Consider the following 17,805-nt stretch of genomic DNA (forward strand, 5'->3'; position numbering starts at 1 on the left):
CTTTAGAAGTTTTTAAACTTTTGAGGGTTGACAGAAATACTCATTTTCATTTTGGCTTCAAAAATTTCAAATAAGTTAGCAAAAACTTGAATTTCAACAAACTCATAGTCATTGCTATTGCTTCTTTCATCTTGATTGTCGCTATGAACCAAAGTCGCTGACAAATCGATTGTTGCGAGCATTTTGGTGAGGGGGCTACTGGAAATTTCAAAAAGATGATAATTCGAGGAAAGGCTTAAAAGCTCGCTCAAGGTATAGAAATTGTACATCGGCTCTACTGGCTCAAGCAGATTTACTGCTCTTAAAAGGGGTCTACCAATAGATTCATTGATGATAGGCGAATGCTTTTCATAAACATAAGAGTCGTTAAAAACGTTGGCCGAGAACTCAATTTGATATTGCTTAATATCTCGTAGCTTGTTATCGGCTGCTACTTGATGCTCTTGGTCTCCCAACTGTACCATTCTGGGAGCCGTTGGGTTCCAATCATCAGCTAAAGGATACTGGTCCAAGTTATTCTCCCTAGCTTCGTCTGCATTCCAATAATTTAGGGTGACGGAGTAGTCAAAGCTATCTGCGGGGGTTTGCCTAGAAGTTGCTAACTCCCAACTCACTGCATTAAACCTTCGAGGAGGAGTAAGGGTCGGAATATCTAAGTAAGTAGCTCTTGGATAGGGAGTCGGCATTGGGTAAATCGGTGACTTCCACTTACAACTCCCTGAACCAAGCGATACAAGAGTTGGGATGCCATCAATATCCATTACCTTACAATTTTCAAAAGTACCTCGCTTAAAGTCATCAAATCCTGCAATGTTGTGAACTCGATGTTGAAATGGATCTGCAAATAAGCCAGGAAACATCTCCTTCATCACAGTGATACTGAATAGAGGCTTGTCGCCCCACCGCTTCTCCATATTGAACAGCGGCAACAAATCTTTTGCTTGAATGATAAGCTGAATGCCTGAAACTTCAAGCTGCTGATTAGGGGTAAGGGGAGCTGTTCGAGCAGAAGCAGGTCTATCACCGCCTAGATTAATCTGCCCTAGATTGTCTGTAGCCTGGAAGTAAGCGCCATGCCCAGAAACCTGAACCCGATCAATAATCATCTAAGACTACCTCCTCGACCAGATCAAACCAGATGTCTACAGAAATAGATTCTCCTACCCCATTGCCAAACCTGATCCGTAAAGAATCATCTGCAGTGCGGTAATAGGTCTTGCTTGCTGTAGCAGGTAAGGTAAAGTTGAGCGGAATAGAACCAGTAACTATATCCATTAATTTCTCTTGCCACATCACCTCTGCGCCTTTAATTCTTTCTTTATCAGTGCCATTAACTGGGGTTCTAGTCACACGGCGCTGAGACTTAGCCTCTGTAATTTTAGTTGTTGTTTTGTCGGTTGAATTGTTAAGGAATTGAGAGTAAGCGTAGCCAGTGTTCAAGGCTTGTTTAGCAATATTTCCCTGAGTCCCAAAGGAATTTACATAGGTAAATGAAGGAATTAGAAGTCCGCCACTAGTTGATGCAGATATATTTACTCCTACTCCAACTGGTTGAAGAGCTAAAGATAAGCCAAAAGAATTAGAAGCAGCTAAAGCTAAGGCAGCAGTAGCTTGTCCTTGTGGATTCACTAACATAGAAATTATAGTAGGCAGAAGATCCAAACCTTGTTCTGTAATAGCTAATGGATTACTTGTAAAGTTAGATAGGCTATTTACCAATTCTAAGAACTCTTCGACAGGCCTTTGTAAACCAAAGGGACTTGAAGTTACAGAATGCGTACCCTCAACAAGAAGAAATTTACTCTCCGTTTCGCTATTAATAATGCCTTTCCAAATATTACTAAAATCATTAAACAATTTATTTTCTTGATAAGTTTTGACTAGTTTTCCATCGCCAGAACCAAGATATGGATTCCAATCATAATTTTCATTCCCTTCCAGTGCATCCCTAATTTCTTGCAGCTCATCCGCTATATTTTCGCCGCTATTACTAATAGAATTCATCAAATTACCAAAAATAGCATTGGTTTGCCACTCAAAAGATTTTTCGTGGGGCGAAAGAATTTCATTATGAGTTCGAATTTCTTGGCTGATGTGAGATTTAAATGGATGTTTGCCCATGTCAAGATCTTCGCCATTCCAAGAAATCCCTTCACCTGTCTCACTACGTCTCCAACCGTTAGCAGAGGTAGAACGAACTTCATAGTTATTCACTGAATTTGGGTCGCTAATTACAACAGTTTCTTGTTCAATGCTTCTTCTTCTATTATTTGCAAAGATCTTAGCAACTCCAGCGTGTAAAAGATCTAGCAAGCTATTGGATTGAAATAATATAGACTTTCTCTCTCCAGCTACTAACCACTCAATACTAAAATTAAATCCTTCATTTCCTAACTTTGCATAATCCTCTGCCAAATCTTCGCCAATAATCCGAAAATGAAGATTGCGAATCTGCTGGGTTCGAGCAGCACGAGGATGAACAGAGACGTGAGCAGATCGAATCATCTCCAGCTTCTTGATAACGATCTGTCCATTTTCCCTATCTACATTAGTTAGCTCAATCGCAAAGTATTTTGAGGTAGATGAGCGAAAGAACCGAATTCCCTCAAAATAGAGAGAAAACAAAATCTCGTCTAATTCATCAACGACTTTTTCGGCAAGTAGAGTGGAATATTTCCCATTCTTTTCATCTAAAGACACGCTTAGAGGTGAAACGCCATCGATAGGATCAAGCTCGAAGACTCTAATTCTAACCTTCTCACAGAAATTTATATCGATGTTATATGGCAACTCTAATATTTCCCTAAAAGACTTTTCCAATTCTTCTCTGGAAGCTCCAGCTAAATTCGGAAAGTTTTCAAACAGATCGCCTTCTAACTGACTAAGCGATTTTAATTTCTCTAGATCCCTTGCTAAATTGATTTTTGGCACAAATGGCAGAAAAATTCGTAAGCCTGAAATACAACGATCAAATTCTTCTGCTTGTTGTATATAAAGAGTGATTGTCTCGTTAGGTTGCAAAAGCTCTGAAATAAAGCATTCTTTTGCCCCTGTAGTATCAGCAGCTACTCCTTTATCTGGATAAGTTCTTTGCTGACCAAATAGACTAGCAGCCGTAAACTCTACATATTTTTTGTTGTCATATCTCTTTTCATAGTCAATGGATGAAGAGGAAGTTAAGCTTTCTTCTTCTTTACTTGACTTTGCGCCTAAAAATCCACCTTGAACAATAGGTCTGTAGATGGTTCTCTCTTGATATTCGAAAACATAAAAATAAGGAATAATGAATCCATATCTTTCCACATAGTCAAGATTTGATCCGCCGATAGTATCTATGTGACGAATGATCAAAGGATAATCTGACAGATATAGAAAAAGAGTATCTGTTTGGGTAGGATCAATTTGGATAAAGTGCAAGCCTGAATGTGAAGTAATATCTTGCTTCGTTGTCGAATTTTCAAGATCTAGAAAACCGCTCCTAAAATTTGAGGCGGCATTACTGGTACTAACCTTGATTTCACGAGGCAGCCCAAAATTAGATGAGTTTGTTCCCCTCTTTAAGTGATAGGGCAGATATGGGTATCCTCCAAAACAAATTCCACCAATTAAAGCTTCTTCAGCAAGCGTTATTCTTAAATTGGTCCAAATTCGACGGGAAATGTCTTCGCCATCGACATTATTTGATTGTCCTCTTGCAAATAAAGATACCAATGGTGTGTCTTTTTCAAAAGGAGATAAAGGTTTAGAAGAGGATGGATCTAAAATAGGTAAAGGCAAGGTATCCATGCCACTGCCAGGATAATCACCTCTATCATTCGGAAAATAATGCTTATAATGACTGCTGTTTTCAGTTGCCTTTAATCCACTACGAAACTCAAAAGAATAATCTAAATCGTAAGTATTTGGATTCGACTTAGATATAATTTCAATGTCTGGAGGATCCCCACCGTTCTCCTGCACTTCAGTACGCTCATCGTACTTTTCCTTTCGTTTGATAGGAATGGCTCTGCCGATATTCGTTCTTAACGGATAGAAAGAATTCTGATACATGATTCGATTAAGAATTGTGAATACATGTGAACAAAAGTTATCGAACTCTTTCCTTCATAAAACAGAACCGTTGGAAAGCTTTCAATAGATAGGTCAAAACCTATTGAGTGAGCTTAGGATGTTTTCCCAGTCAGCACAATTAGTCATTTGCCGTATTTGACTGTTAAGAGAAAAACATGAACTTATGTTTCTAGGCTTTGGGTTTTACCTCATTTAGCAAGAAGTTTTTTAGTAATCTCCCATTACCTTTTTCCAGAACTCTCTTGCCGGACGATTTCTCTCCTCCTGCGTCACCTCCCACCTCCCCTCAAATCGGTCAAACACCTGATGCGCCACCGCTCGCCCAATTTCCTGCCGTCGAGACTTCCGCAAAATACAAAACTCCGCCATCTGCCAGAGCGGTTCACCCCCAGCGATTGCCAAATCCCTTACCAGCACAAACCCTGCCAGTTTGCCCTCAACTTTCACGAAGAACGGATAGCGCCCTGCCTCCGTCCAGTAATAATCCAAATAAGGATAATCAAATAGCCCATGCTCATTAACGTCCTTCCCATTGAACTCGCTGTAGTCGTGCAGACATAGCTCTAGAAGATTTCGTAAAATCAGCTTGTCCTCGACATTGGCAGGGGCAACCTCAATCTTCATTTGAACCTTCCTTGGGCACTCAGGGACTTAGCCATCATAATGTTGGGTTTTCCCATACCCTCCGCATCAGGCAACACTCCAACAATGTGAAATTCCAACCTCAACCAGAAACCACAGGGATGGGGAGCCAGTTGGCGAAAGCTAGAAATTGCATTCCCAGGATTCTCATACAAATCGATTCCCGCAAGCGACGTAGCATTCGTTTCATCGCTAGTGCCAATACAAAGCGTCAAAGCCCCATGCTCCCTTGCCCAAGCTTTAACATGGTTCACCATCCATCGCCCCAACCCCCGCCCCTGGTAAGTCTTAGCAACAATGAGAGGATGGATCTCCACCACACGACCACTAAACTGGGGAAAAGCTCCAACCCAGGCAGCAACCCGTTCTCCATCCAGCAACACCTGGCTAATACCGTTTCGCTCAAAGCTCTCATCAATTTCCTCAACGGCAGCTTCAACCGTGGGTAGCCATATCCTCGAAATGCTTTGGAAGGCTTCATAGGCAACCTGAGCAGTCTGCTGAATCAGCTCAGCATCCTCAGGATTGAGATCGGTGATGCGAAAAGGCTCCATTTTACGATGATGCAATAGAGTAGTCGTATTTTCCCATAACTGAGATGGACATCATCAAGACTCCAAATCGGAATCAGATCCAGGCTGCTGTGGACTGGTTATCCCTCGATCCTCACTCCAACCCGGATTTGGAATATGTTCTCAGCCTCATCCTAATGGGGCGGCTGCAGCAGAAGCAGGGGGAGTTGCTGGCGATCGCTCACACATCCCCAACGCCAGAAAATCTGAAACCGCATGACATTTGCGGTGCCCTTCTGGCAGGTCCGGGGAATAGGAATGTTTCGTTGGCTGGGTGCGATCGCGCCACAACTGAAATGTTGTTGTCCCTGGTGCAAGCCCGTGGTTGCCCCCAACGGATAGCAACTTCAATTCTTAGTCGGGACTGGGTTCGCCTGGTTCTGCTGCAAGAGTATCAACTGAAGCAAGAGTATAACTCGTTGATTATGCAGTGTACAAAAGTCCCTACAGGGGGTTGTGGGCGATGGGCGGTTCCAGAGGACAAGCCAGCTCTACAGGCTTCCATTGAAGCTAACCAGGCTGAACGGGGAGGGCGAGTAGTGCAGCATGATTGGGATGCTCTGATTCAACAGAAGCGCGTCGCTGTGCTGGAGCACAACGGTCAGATTGTTTCTGTCGTGAAGCGAGGATCAACGCCACATCACGGGATGATTGTAGGGGTATTCACCTTTGCCCCCTTCCGCTGTCGGGGGTTTGCCAAACAACTACTGGCGTTTATGCTTCGTGAGCTGTTCCAGGAGCATACTGCTGTGAAGCTTTGGGTCGATGACGACAACTGGAGCGCGCTCAGCCTCTATAAATCCCTTGAATTTGAATCCATCGGTGCCCTCTATACTGGGTATTTCTATGGAGCTGAAGATTCGTCCCTATGCTCTAACGGATGAAACGCAGTGGGTGCGATGCCGTGTCCTGGCGTTTCTGGATACCGCCTATTTTGATAACGTCCTGCAAAAGAAAGAACATTACGCCAACCCAGCAATTGAACTGGTTGCTGAAGTCAATCAGCAGATCATTGGGCTGATGGATGTGGAATGTGAACAAGTGCCAGGGAGTGTTTGTTCGCCTTCCTCGATAGCCGGGAACGCTGGCATGATCTGGAATCTAGCCGTCCACCCGGATTACCGTCGCCAGGGAGTAGGCAAAGCTCTAGTACAAGAAGCGATCGCGATCGCCCAACAATTTCAAATTCAACGGTTTGAAGCCTGGACACGGGATGGTGCCGCAACAATTCAATGGTATGAGGCTCAGGGATTTCAAAAGGTGGACAGTTATCTTCATGTTTACTTGCACGGTGACGAGGTAGATCAGGGTCTTCGTAGTACCCTACCTGGATTGAAGCCCGTTCATGTATTCGCGCACTATCAAGGGAACACTGCTCATGCCGTTCAGCCGCAGTTTTATCGCGTACATGAATGTAATCGCTATGATTTATCCCTTAGAGGAGGACATCAATTCTATGAAAACAGACTATGTGAGCCATGACATTGCCTATCGGCGATTGAAAGCCGAGGGGGCCTTCGGTTGGACGTCAGAAGTGGATCATCAGGTTGTCCGTTCTCGTGTTTCGGAGATTCTTGAGCAGCGATCGCTCCGTCCTGGCAGTCGAGTTCTTGATCTAGGCTGTGGAACCGGAGACTTAGCCATTTGGTTGGCAAAACAAGGATATGAAGCTTATGGAATTGATATTGCACCAACGGCGATCGCCTGGGCTAAGGAAAAAGCCCGTGCTCAGAACACGGAGGTTCAATTCACGGTTGGCAGTGTTTTGAACTTGGCTCCCTATCCCGACAATTTCTTTCACCTGGTTGTCGATGGGCGATGTCTACACTGCATCATCGGTTTCGATCGAAGCGCTACTTTGATTAGCATCTATCGAGTGCTCCAGTCCGGCGGTTGCTTCTATGTCCAGAGCATGTGTGGCGTTGTTCTAGATGCCTCATCTATAAAGCCTCAATTTGATCCAATATCCCGTTGTACGATCAATTCAGCAGGAATTGCGACTCGCTATATTGGTCAGGCAGAAGATATTTTGCAGGAGCTTCAGACAGTGGGGTTTCAGCTTGATCAATGGGAAATTGTCCCTCGCGTATCAGAAGATGACCAGGACGACTTATTGCTAAGAGCAGTGAAGCAATAGCTAACGCAGATTAGCCAGTTCGCAACCTGGTTAGTTCACTGTTTAAGCCTTCAACCCCAAGATTGACCATCTTGATTCAACAAAAGGAATTTTAGCAGAGAATCAATCGGTTCTTTGATAGGTGGCGCAATCCCCACTAAAGCTCCTGCTCAAGCTTTTGAATGAATGGGCTGGAACAACTGTGCGATCGCCAGCAGAGATGGCACGATGGCGGTTGCCTGGACAGCACCTTGCTTAATCGACATTTCCAAATCCACCCATTTCGTTCTCGCCTGAATCCAGATCACTAGTAGAGCTTGTTGTAAATCTGTCTACACCTAACACCTAACACCTAACACCTCTAGAATGGTCGCTAAACTTATGCCGTAGACTACTAGTCTCATTCTTCTGACAGATGATTGGGAGATGGACGATCAGTACAGTTGAAGTATTGATACAACCATTGAGGACAAAACCATGAGTGGAGAAGATAGAGTTAAAGCCACTGCTAAGAACATTGAAGGCAAAGCTCAAGAAGCAATGGGTAACGTGACTGGCGATCCCAAAGATCAAGCTGAAGGCAAAGGAAAGCAAGCTGAGGCAAAGGTCCGCCATGCTGGCGAAGATGTAAAAGACGAAATCAAAAAAGCCGTTGATTAAGCACTTTGACCTTTAGCTAGAAAATAATTTGAACATGCTTGAGTGATCAATTACCTTGAATCAAGGTTTAAGCTCAGGGTTTAAATTATTTACTTGCCTTCTACAAAGTAAGTCTACTCTGGGTTACAGCTCCCTTGGCAACAAGGGAGTTTTTGTTATACATGTTGGCTGACAAAACATCCTCGACTCCGGATACTCCCTCAACAACCCAAACTTTAACAACCTGAATGGCACTCTGAAAGCTACTTACCAACAACCAAAAACTAACAACTACCGAAACACCACCGTTTTATTGCCGTGCACTAACACTCGATCCTCAATGTGATAGCGTAAGCCTCTTGCCAGCACTGCTTTTTCAATATCTTTGCCATAGCGAACAATATCTTCCACAGAATCAGAGTGGTCAATTCGAATCACATCCTGATCGATAATTGGTCCAGCATCAAGTTTGGATGTAACATAGTGACAGGTTGCACCAATTAATTTGACACCACGTTCATATGCTTGATGATAAGGCTTAGCACCGACAAATGAGGGCAAGAACGAATGATGAATGTTAATGATCTGTTTCGGATAGCGATCGCACAGTTCCGGCGATAGAACCTGCATATAACGGGCTAACACCATGACATCACCCCCAACATCTTCAAATAAGGTTCTGATTTTGTCATATGCCTCTAGCTTCGTTTCTGGGGTTACAGGAATGTAATGGTAAGGAATGTCATGCCACTCTACAAATTTGCGAAAGACTTGATGGTTAGAAATTACGCAGGGAATTTCGATAGCCAGTTCACCGCTTTGCCAGCGTGCCAGCAAATCATACAGACAGTGTTCTGGCTTAGAAACTAAAATCACCACCCGTTTTTTCTGGGTCGAGTCTGTCACCTGCCAGTCCATCTGAAACTTATCTGCGATCGGAATAAACTGTTCCCGGAATTCCTGTATATCCAAATTAAGCGAGTCTGCCAGAATTTCTTGCCGCATGAAAAAACGTAGCGCAGTCTGATCTGAATGGTGCTGTGCTTCCGTAATCCAACCATTTTGACTGGCAATGAAGCTACTCACTGCCGCCACAATTCCAACACGATCCGGGCAGGACAGACTTAGAGTGTATCGTCTTGCAGATAGCATCCGAGCAATTCCTGTAGAGAAACTAGCAGAACCTGGCGTAAATCTGTCTACCATCCCTAACGCCTAACACCAGCACCTAACACCTAACACCTCTAGAATGGTCGCTAAACTTACACCCCAGTCTACTACTATTCATCCAATCCTGATTAAAGGCGTTGCTGATTTTGGGTATGAACTACAACTTGTATGGAATTGAAATTTCGTTCCAATTCATACTGCTATTCAGCACCACCAATTACAGCAGCTTTCAGATGCGTAGACCACAGGAAAGACGGGGAGTAGGGAGTGGGGAGTAGGGAGTAGGGAATCGTATGGCTGAACCAAATGAAAATCGCTGTAAATGAGCCGTGAGTTTGCCCACAAATTTATAATCCGTTACATAGCATTCATAATTTCCTGGTTTCCTCACAAGTTCCTCAACTTGTTCTCCTAACCTGAGAAGTAGCATTTCACTCCAGATTCGATCGCGTCTGGGTGAGTTGGGAGGTATCTATGGAGGTTATCAGAAAGATTAATGATGAACTTGCGATTTCAGGACCCATCACATCTCAGCAATTAAAGCAACTTGCCGAAGAGGGATTTCAGTCGGTATTGAATTTGCGATCGCTGGACAGGCATCTTCGCTGCGACGAGCAAGATTATGCTGAGCGCCTGGGTTTATGCTACGTCAACTTACCGATTGACCGCGAAGTCATGCGTCCTGAAATTGCAGACCGGGTACTCAAGCAAATTGAGCAATTACCCAAACCAACCCTCCTGTATTGCAACAATGCGATGCTGGCAGCAGCAATGGTGTTAATGCAAATTTCCATTCGCCAGGGTGCAACGCTACAACAAGCCTTCAACCAGGCTGAACAACTTGAGTTGTTCAGCCTGGATTCTGAACAATCATCTACATTGATTGCGCCGAGGGAGAGTTCCAGATTTTAGAGTTGCTTTGCCCTTACTAGAGTCATTTCAACTCTGCGCCACACCCCACCAGATTCCTGATCATGGGGTGAAAGCGTTCTTTAAAATTCTCTAAAGCTGAAAGCTTTGACGCTCCACTCCTGCCGCCTGATCTTCTATTGAAATCTTGTTACAAACCGCAACAAACCTATAAAGAAAATTTAACAATTCGCCTATAAAAATTGGGCTGAGTCCACCGGAACCTAGCCCAATTCAGTGAAAAGAAGTAAAATGCGGAACCCGGGACTTGAACCCGGAAGTCCTTGCGGACACTAGAACCTGAATCTAGCGCGTCTGCCAATTCCGCCAGTTCCGCTCGTATTGGACTTTGCGTGTAACAAAGCCGCGACTTCTAATCATTCACTAAAATGAGACCCCTGTCAATTATTTTAATCCACAAACTTGTAGTTCTTCAGCAGTGGTAATCTGTCATGGGGCGATCGCCCGGTTGTGAAAATTTCTGGACAACCCAAATCTTTCCTGTAGAATCTAACCAACTTTTAAGTTTCACCTGTATCCATTGATCCGGAGGACAGACCAATTACTCTCTCATCAACCCTAACCAACACTCCTGCCTCCCCCGAGGAAAGCGATTCTGTTTTACACATTTGGGGTGGCTCTCCCTTGAGCGGGCACGTTACCGTCAGCGGAGCCAAAAACTCAGCCCTCGTCATCATGGCGGGAGCCTTACTGTGTCCTCAGGAGTGTCGAATCCGCAACGTTCCTTCCCTGGTAGATGTGTCTCGCATGGGCGAGATCTTGGCTTCCTTAGGCGTTAAAGTAGAGCGCCATGCGGACAGTCTGACCATTGATGCTTCCCATATTGCCCAGTCAAAGGCACCCTACGAGTTGGTGAGCCAGTTGCGTGCCAGCTTCTTTGTGATCGGACCCTTATTGGCACGGCTGGGTGTTGCCAGAGTTCCACTGCCTGGAGGGTGCGCCATTGGTGCCCGTCCAGTTGACCTGCATGTGCGCGGGTTACAGGCAATGGGTGCCGATGTGCAGATTGACCACGGGATGGTTTATGCCAATACTCGGGGCGTGTCTAAACGGCTCCAAGGGGCGCGGATTTACCTCGACTACCCCAGTGTTGGGGCAACCGAAACGCTGATGATGGCAGCCACGCTGGCAGATGGAGAAACCACCCTTGAGAATGCGGCTCAGGAACCGGAAGTGGTTGACCTGGCAAACTTCTGTCGAGCGATGGGTGCTAAGATTCGCGGGGCAGGCACCAATACGATTGTGATTTCTGGAGTGCCCAGCCTGCACACCACTGATTACGCCATTATTCCCGATCGCGTTGAGGCAGGCACCTTTCTGATTGCCGGAGCCATCACCCGCTCAGAAATTAGTCTGTCCCCGATTGTGCCCGATCATCTCACGGCAGTCATTGCGAAACTCCAGACAATGGGGGTCCAGGTGCTTATGGAAGCACCCAACCGCATCCGAGTCGTGGCGGCTCATCGTTCTATTGCAACAGACATTGAAACCCTTCCCTATCCGGGCTTTCCGACGGATATGCAGGCACAGTTTATGGCGCTGTTGACCCTCAGCGAAGGAGACAGCGTGATTACCGAAACGGTGTTTGAGAATCGTCTGCGCCATGTTGCAGAACTTAGCCGCATGGGGGCAGATATCCGAGTCAAGGGAAACCATGCGATCGTGCGGGGGGTTCCTTTGCTGTCAGGTGCGCCTGTTGTCGCAACTGATTTACGGGCTTCAGCCGCTCTAGTGCTGGCAGGCTTGGCAGCCCACGGCAAAACAACGATTCAGGGATTACATCACCTCGATCGCGGCTACGAAAGGCTAGACCTGAAGCTACAAAAGCTGGGCGCACGGGTATTGCGGACATCCAGTAGTACAGAGGTGGACGAGATCCTGCAACCAACGGAAGTCGGGTAATAAAGTCGGGTTGGGTGTCGGATAGCAGGGATCAGGGCGAGAGATAAAAGTTGAGAGTTGAGGGTTGAAAGTTTCACACCTCAACACCTCACACCTTCCCCCTGCCGTCCCCCTGCCCCAAACGCTATACTGGCGTTGAGCTTGTATTGACTAGATCATATGTCCCTCCTCAAAACTCCCCTGCTTGGATTAAGAGCTGACCATTTTCGCCATCCTTTAGACTTACAGGCAACCGAGAATTTGAAGCAGTTGTCCGGTTTGGATATGGTGATCCGTAACCTGTTGGGACCCCTTGCCGAGCAGGTTTTTTATCTGGACAACATTGCTTCCAGCGTTTTGGTGAGCGAACAGCAGCTTCCCGATATTCATAAGCTGCTGTTGGAGGCTTGCAAAGTTTTGGATCTGGAACCGCCGCAACTCTACATTCGGCAACATCCAGCACCTAATGCTTATACCTTTGCCATGCGGGGTAAGAAGCCTTTTATTGTGGTGCATACTTCGCTGATTGATTTACTAACGCCAGAGGAGATTCAGGCGGTAATTGCCCACGAGCTGGGGCATCTGAAATGCGATCATGGGGTTTACCTGACCCTGGCAAATATTTTGATTCAGTTAGCCAGTTTGGGTGGGCTGGCACAGGGGTTGCAGGCTCAGTTAATGGAATGGGTGCGCTGTGCGGAATTTACCTGCGATCGCGCTGCCCTTCTGGCAACCCAAAATCCCAGGGTGGTGGCTTCGGTGTTGATGAAATTGTCCGGCGGATCTCCTAAGCTGTCAGAGCAATTGAACCTGGATGCCTTTTTAGAACAGGCGCGCGCCTATGATGACATCAGTAATGATCAACTGGGAGCGATGTTGAAGCAGGCAATGACAGAGCAGTTAACCCATCCGGTGCCTGTTTTACGGGCGCGGGAGATCGATCGCTGGTCAGGTAGTCAGGAATATCAAGCTCTGCTTCAGAGCCGTCCAGTTCAGCCCCACGGGACTACGGAATCCAAAGGTGGCTGGCGGAATTGGTAGTGGCTGGTATAACGTAGTTGCTCTTTCTTAAGAAATAGGAATATATCGCCAAGTTTTGTTACAATTGGCAAAACATATTGAGGATCATTCATGCGGTATACCACTGAAGATGGCGGTCGTTTGAACAATTTTGCAATTGAGCCAAAAATGTACAAAGCGGAACCTCCAACTAAGAATCAGCAGCGCAACTACATCATTCTGGGTGTTAGCGCGCTCGTTCTAGTAGTGAGTCTGGTGTATGTAGCCGCCTCCGTTTCTTAAACCGATCGCACGTCTAAATGAGATTAAAAAATAACACTGCCCCAGTGGGAGCTTGAGATCATCCAAAATTTGTAAAATAGCCGGGTTGTTTGCGATCGCAGACACCCGGCTTTTAATTGATTCCAATATTGCGGATTCAGGGGATGGAAAGGATGCCAGTAGTCTGTAGCGTAAGTTTGGTAAACGTCATTCCCGCGCAGGCGGGAATCCATCGTGGAGCAGCTTGTCTAGCGGGTACTTTATTTTGGGGCACATCCCTAAGCTCTGCTAGATGGTTGAAACGCTGGTTCAATTCATGCCGCTTTTCAGCAACGCCTGATTGTCTGCTCCAACAAACTCAGGCTTTCGTCCTGACATTAGCGGAAATGTTCTGAAAAGATTTGTATCTCCGACCTAAAGGACACTCTGCGCCCTGGCGCAATCCCTGTGATGCAACTTGCTGATCGCTTATCTCCAGTTGACCCTGCCCTCCCTGATAGTGCTTCCCGGTCCTTGTCGGGGTTCAATCAGAGTGTGTATCAACGGCTAAAAAAGTCCCTCAGCCTGAACCTGCGCCGCCAGATTTTTCTGGCAGTTTGTGATGACCTGGCTCTGCGCAACCGTCTGGCAGCCCAACTCTATGCAGAACTGGCTTACCCTGCCCAACCCTCAACCGTTTCTGGCTATTCCTCCACCGCTCAGTGGAATAGCCGTGCCTCTGTTTCTGCCGATCGCCTCCTGACCGAAACCCTGGCAGTTGAACCGTCCCTATCCCTGCTATACCCCCGCCTGGTCAGCCTCAACCTCAACCTGAGCGACCCAAATCCCCTGGCTCAGGTTGCCGAGTGGCTGCTTCAGTACCCGCCTCCTAAAGGCATTTATCACCCGATCGACCCTCCTGGCTTTCAGATTCTGGGTGTTGAGCGGTTAACCCGGCAGCCTGCCTGTGTCCAGAAACAATTTCTCAACTCCCTGCAACAGATTGAGCAGGTACTTCCCAACCTTGAATATTCGTTGTTGCTCTGGCTACCCCGCCCCTGGCTGCATGTAGTTCAACAGTCCGCTCCTGCTTTCTGGAATTGGCGGACAGCCTTATTTGAGTTTGAAGGGGACCCAACTCCAGTACCCACTGGCACATTTACTGGCAATGTAGATGCCAGGGCATCGGTTTCCTCCCCTGATTTGACCGCCCAATCACCGAAACCTTCAGCCAGTCAGGGCGATCGCTCCCATGCAACCAGTTCGACCCTGGAGCGACGCAAAGAACAGGCTCAGAAACGAAAAGGCGCAAAGACACCAACGCAGCGGGATGGGGAGAGCCTGGACTATCAACAGCGACAGCGAAATGGGGCAGGGGCAAAAGGACGAGTTGCCCAGGAACCCCCAACCCGGGAACCGGCTCAACCGCCCACCAGACCAGGACTTTCCCCCTCCCCTCCTCTCCCTGCCGCCTCTGCTACCTCTGCCTCTGACCCCATCACCCTCCCCTACGCACCCCATTCGGTTCAAGACCTGGCAAACCTGGTGATGGCGATCGCCATCCGGGAAGACAGCCAAACGCCTGCCAGCGAACATACAGACCTGATCCTGACCCTGGAACAAATTCAGCAGCTCCATCTTCAACAAGCTCCCAGCAGTGATCTGGCGGAGGCGTATCAAAGCCTGGGGAACCTTTACCGCGATCGGGTGGAACAGGGGGATGATTCTGAATCGACGCTGCTGGTTGCCATCAGTGCCTATGAACTGGCAGTGCAAAAACTGGATCAAACCTCTCCGGTTGCGGCGGATGTGCTGAACGATATTGGCAATCTTTACTGGATGCTTTCCAGGGGAATGGGCGAGGCTGGAAAGGCTCAGTCCAACCTGGAACGGGCAATTGCTGCTTACCAGTGCAGCCTCAGCCAGATTGACCCCCAGGTACGTCCCCACAACTATGCCATGACCCAGAACAATCTGGGTTCTGCCTTTGGCGACCTCGCCCGCTACCGTTCCCCCGCAGAAGCCCTGGAACAGGCGGTCCATGCCTATGAAGAGGCACTACGCTACCGCAAACTGGAAGATGACCCAGCTCGTTACGCCGCGACCCAAAACAACCTGGGCACCGCCTATTGGAATTTAGCTCAACATCACCAACCCGTACTTTGCCTGAAGCGGGCGATCGCTGCCTACACCGAGGCACTGCACTACTACAGCCCAGAACGGGAACCCCTTTACTACGCCATGATTCAGAACAACCTGGGCACCGCTTACTGGAACCTGGCACAGCATAAGCAGTCCGCCCCCGATATGGTGGCAGCCTGGGGAGAGGGAGAGGAGCTAGGAACACGGAGATACGGGGACGGGGGGAAAGGGTCAAAGCCAACGTCTCCTATCGATTGGTTGCAACGGGCGATCGCGGCTTACCGGGCAGCCCTCACCTACCGCACCCTGGCAGGTGCCCCCGCTGCCCATGCGGCAACCCAAAACAACCTGGGCACCGCACACTGGCATCTGGCAAACCTATCCGGCACTCCGGCTGGTGAACGGCGAGAACATCTGCACCAGGCGATCGCCGCTTACAAAATTGCCCTGACAGCGGTTAAGCATCTCTCGGATGGCACAGAACACGCCCCTACTCTTACCTTTGACCCATCGGCAACCCACAACAATTTGGGTTTAGCCTACTACCAGATCGCCACAGACAAACACAAGCGCGACCCGGAAACGAACCGTTCCACCCATCTAGAAGCTGCCCTCCACCATCACCTCCAGGCACTCCAGGGATGGCAGCACAACCCCGATTTCTACCAAACCGTTCTGGGCTACGTTGTCCAAACCATCCGTGCCTTTTATAGCGAACTGGGCACAAAAGGGCAAAACCTGTCACTCTCAAAGGTTCCGGCTCAACTGTTACCTGAGATTATGAAACGCTTGTAAGTAGGCAGGTGGAATCAAATGTAGATGGGTATAGCCTTCGGCATGGCTACGCTAGAGCGATAGCGTAACCCATGCGGGTGTTGGGTTACCCTGCGGGAAGCAAGCTACGTGCCTCAACCCAAACCTACACAGGTCTTATATTTAATTAGTCCCACCTACTTATGTCGCGCCAATATATCCTATACAAGAGTTCGGAGTCATTAATCCATTAATCTAGTCAATCGGGAAAACAAGATGAACCATAATACTTTATTCAATCAACGATTAATCGGTTGTCTGGTTACTCTAATGGTTGGATTCGTTGGAACAACAGCTACAAACTCCGCTAGCGCACAGGAATTCTTGGGAAAAAATTGGACTCTCTATATGGCTCAATCCTCCTCCTCACTTGAAGGGAGTTGGCGGTTGGCAAACATCTCCGAGTCATCTGCTCCAACCCCGATGGTGCCTCCTCAAACTCCTGCCGTGACCGCAGACTTTACCGATGGACGTGTTACTGGTTCTGGCGGCTGCAACCGGTTTATGGGAGGCTTCCAAACCAAGGGCGATCAATTGAGTATTGATCCGCTGGCATCGACGTTTATGGCTTGTGATGAGTCAATCATGGCTCAGGAGTTCAAATATCTGAAGGCATTAGAAGGTGCCCAGCGATATGAAGTGAATGATGAAGGGTTGCAAATTTTCTATACGACTGAACAGGGGTCAGGTGTGTTGCGCTTTACCTCTCAAGCGATTACAGGATTATGGTAGCAAGCGTTTTCTAAGGAGTCATTCTGTGAAGGTTCCTACTCAAGGGGCTACGGTCTATACCGGCGATCAGATTCAGCGCGTGCCTGTCATCAGTGACTTAAACGTTGATGACCTCGAACCTGGAACAAAGCACCGCTTTTTCTTTCAGGGTGTGCAGATGGGGACGGGGCAGCATTGGTATGTTCCCATTGTTGTGGCAAAGGGTACTCAGGGGGGTAAGCGCATTTCGCTGACTGCTGGTGTGCATGGCGATGAGCTAAGTCCGGTGAATGCAGTGCAGCGGATCATGTCTGGTCTTGATCCGACACAGATGTCAGGCACAGTGATTGCCGTCTATGACCTCTCCCGTCCGGCGAAGGAGTACACTCAGCGCAAGTGGCCGATCGCCCAAGGTGGCGGCTCGTTGATTGACCTGAATCGGGTGTGGCCTGGTGACGAAATGGGTAATGATGTGCCAACCCGCCATGCGGGCATTCTCTGGAACCGATTATTTAAGCACAACGTGGATGTCGCGCTCGATTACCACACGGCATCCACGGGCGGCGATTTCACAATGTTCATCTTTGCCGACTTTCATAAGCCAGAGATCCAGCAGATCGCTGAGTTGTTTCCCATTGAACAGATTAAGGATGATCCCGGTGAGAACGGCACCCTGGAAATGGCGTTTGTCGAAGCGGGCATCCCGGTGATGACCATTGAAATCGGCGGACCGCGAATCTTTGATCTACCCAAGATTTCAATGACCGTCGAAGGCAGCATGAATGTGCTGAAGCATTACCAGATCATCGATGGTCCAATCGGACGTACATCCAGGGATGCGGGAACCTTTTTTGGCGA

The 17,805-nt window shown here is 47.7% G+C and carries 17 protein-coding genes and 1 tRNA gene; 11 read left to right on the forward strand and 7 right to left on the reverse strand.

The annotated features are described in order from the left end of the window. Nucleotides 1-2: 2 nt before the first annotated feature. From AC1S52_RS05835 to AC1S52_RS05850, 4 genes are all read right to left on the reverse strand, one after another. On the reverse strand, nucleotides 3-1,106 hold the full coding sequence (locus AC1S52_RS05835) for a hypothetical protein (protein ID WP_482028068.1): 1,104 nt from the start codon (nucleotides 1,104-1,106) through the stop codon (nucleotides 3-5). Then, nucleotides 1,096-4,050: a hypothetical protein gene (locus AC1S52_RS05840; protein WP_482028069.1), complete on the reverse strand. Its 2,955-nt coding sequence runs from the start codon at nucleotides 4,048-4,050 to the stop codon at nucleotides 1,096-1,098. The genes AC1S52_RS05835 and AC1S52_RS05840 overlap by 11 nt, the downstream gene beginning before the upstream one ends. A 228-nt stretch (nucleotides 4,051-4,278) precedes the next feature. Next, nucleotides 4,279-4,695 carry a GNAT family N-acetyltransferase gene (locus AC1S52_RS05845; RefSeq protein WP_482028070.1) on the reverse strand — a complete coding sequence of 139 codons (417 nt, stop codon included), beginning with the start codon at nucleotides 4,693-4,695 and terminating at the stop codon, nucleotides 4,279-4,281. Further along, entirely contained in the window at nucleotides 4,692-5,267 is a 576-nt protein-coding gene (locus AC1S52_RS05850; protein ID WP_482028071.1) for a GNAT family N-acetyltransferase, read from the reverse strand. The genes AC1S52_RS05845 and AC1S52_RS05850 overlap by 4 nt, the downstream gene beginning before the upstream one ends. A 44-nt stretch (nucleotides 5,268-5,311) precedes the next feature. On the opposite strand from AC1S52_RS05850, the gene AC1S52_RS05855 reads away from it, so the two are divergent. From AC1S52_RS05855 to AC1S52_RS05870, 4 genes are all read left to right on the forward strand, one after another. Continuing rightward, nucleotides 5,312-6,169, forward strand: coding sequence for a GNAT family N-acetyltransferase (locus AC1S52_RS05855; protein WP_482028072.1), 858 nt, complete (start codon nucleotides 5,312-5,314; stop codon nucleotides 6,167-6,169). Then, nucleotides 6,132-6,767 (forward strand): GNAT family N-acetyltransferase, encoded by a 636-nt coding sequence (locus AC1S52_RS05860; protein WP_482028073.1) that lies wholly within the window; start codon nucleotides 6,132-6,134, stop codon nucleotides 6,765-6,767. The genes AC1S52_RS05855 and AC1S52_RS05860 overlap by 38 nt, the downstream gene beginning before the upstream one ends. Further along, nucleotides 6,742-7,422, forward strand: coding sequence for a class I SAM-dependent methyltransferase (locus tag AC1S52_RS05865; RefSeq protein WP_482028074.1), 681 nt, complete (start codon nucleotides 6,742-6,744; stop codon nucleotides 7,420-7,422). Before AC1S52_RS05860 ends, AC1S52_RS05865 begins: the two co-directional genes overlap by 26 nt. A 456-nt stretch (nucleotides 7,423-7,878) precedes the next feature. Continuing rightward, the gene (locus AC1S52_RS05870; protein WP_482028075.1) at nucleotides 7,879-8,061 is read left to right on the forward strand and encodes a CsbD family protein; all 183 of its coding nucleotides are present in this window, start codon (nucleotides 7,879-7,881) and stop codon (nucleotides 8,059-8,061) included. Nucleotides 8,062-8,331: 270 nt separating this feature from the next. Here the strand turns inward: AC1S52_RS05870 and purU are convergent, their stop codons facing one another. Further along, entirely contained in the window at nucleotides 8,332-9,246 is a 915-nt protein-coding gene (gene purU, locus AC1S52_RS05875) for a formyltetrahydrofolate deformylase (RefSeq protein WP_482028076.1), read from the reverse strand. Between the two features lie 438 nt (nucleotides 9,247-9,684). Between purU and AC1S52_RS05880 the strand changes: the two genes are divergently transcribed. Next, entirely contained in the window at nucleotides 9,685-10,122 is a 438-nt protein-coding gene (locus AC1S52_RS05880) for a protein tyrosine phosphatase family protein (RefSeq protein ID WP_482028077.1), read from the forward strand. A 250-nt stretch (nucleotides 10,123-10,372) separates the two neighbouring features. On the opposite strand, the gene AC1S52_RS05885 is transcribed toward AC1S52_RS05880, so the two are convergent. Then, nucleotides 10,373-10,456: transfer RNA gene (locus AC1S52_RS05885), tRNA-Leu, on the reverse strand. Nucleotides 10,457-10,680: 224 nt separating this feature from the next. Here AC1S52_RS05885 and murA point away from each other — a divergent pair. The 3 genes from murA to psb34 all read left to right on the forward strand — a co-directional run bounded on the left by murA (nucleotide 10,681) and on the right by psb34 (nucleotide 13,323). Beyond that, nucleotides 10,681-12,042: a UDP-N-acetylglucosamine 1-carboxyvinyltransferase gene (gene murA, locus AC1S52_RS05890; protein WP_482028087.1), complete on the forward strand. Its 1,362-nt coding sequence runs from the start codon at nucleotides 10,681-10,683 to the stop codon at nucleotides 12,040-12,042. 159 nt (nucleotides 12,043-12,201) lie between these two features. Beyond that, a complete protein-coding gene (locus AC1S52_RS05895; RefSeq protein WP_482028078.1) occupies nucleotides 12,202-13,062 on the forward strand; it encodes a M48 family metallopeptidase in 861 nt (286 codons plus the stop codon). 90 nt (nucleotides 13,063-13,152) lie between these two features. Then, the gene (gene psb34 / locus AC1S52_RS05900; protein ID WP_482028079.1) at nucleotides 13,153-13,323 is read left to right on the forward strand and encodes a photosystem II assembly protein Psb34; all 171 of its coding nucleotides are present in this window, start codon (nucleotides 13,153-13,155) and stop codon (nucleotides 13,321-13,323) included. Between the two features lie 23 nt (nucleotides 13,324-13,346). Here the strand turns inward: psb34 and AC1S52_RS05905 are convergent, their stop codons facing one another. Next, nucleotides 13,347-13,535, reverse strand: coding sequence for a hypothetical protein (locus tag AC1S52_RS05905; protein ID WP_482028080.1), 189 nt, complete (start codon nucleotides 13,533-13,535; stop codon nucleotides 13,347-13,349). Nucleotides 13,536-13,749: 214 nt separating this feature from the next. On the opposite strand from AC1S52_RS05905, the gene AC1S52_RS05910 reads away from it, so the two are divergent. The 3 genes from AC1S52_RS05910 to AC1S52_RS05920 form a co-directional block, all read left to right on the forward strand. Beyond that, nucleotides 13,750-16,218 (forward strand): tetratricopeptide repeat protein, encoded by a 2,469-nt coding sequence (locus AC1S52_RS05910; RefSeq protein ID WP_482028081.1) that lies wholly within the window; start codon nucleotides 13,750-13,752, stop codon nucleotides 16,216-16,218. Between the two features lie 366 nt (nucleotides 16,219-16,584). Continuing rightward, nucleotides 16,585-16,968: an META domain-containing protein gene (locus AC1S52_RS05915; protein WP_482028082.1), complete on the forward strand. Its 384-nt coding sequence runs from the start codon at nucleotides 16,585-16,587 to the stop codon at nucleotides 16,966-16,968. A 25-nt stretch (nucleotides 16,969-16,993) separates the two neighbouring features. Then, the coding region (locus AC1S52_RS05920; protein ID WP_482028083.1) for a M14 family metallopeptidase at nucleotides 16,994-17,805 on the forward strand (812 nt) is incomplete at its 3' end.

The sequence above is a fragment of the Kovacikia sp. CALU 1929 genome, from assembly GCF_056784235.1.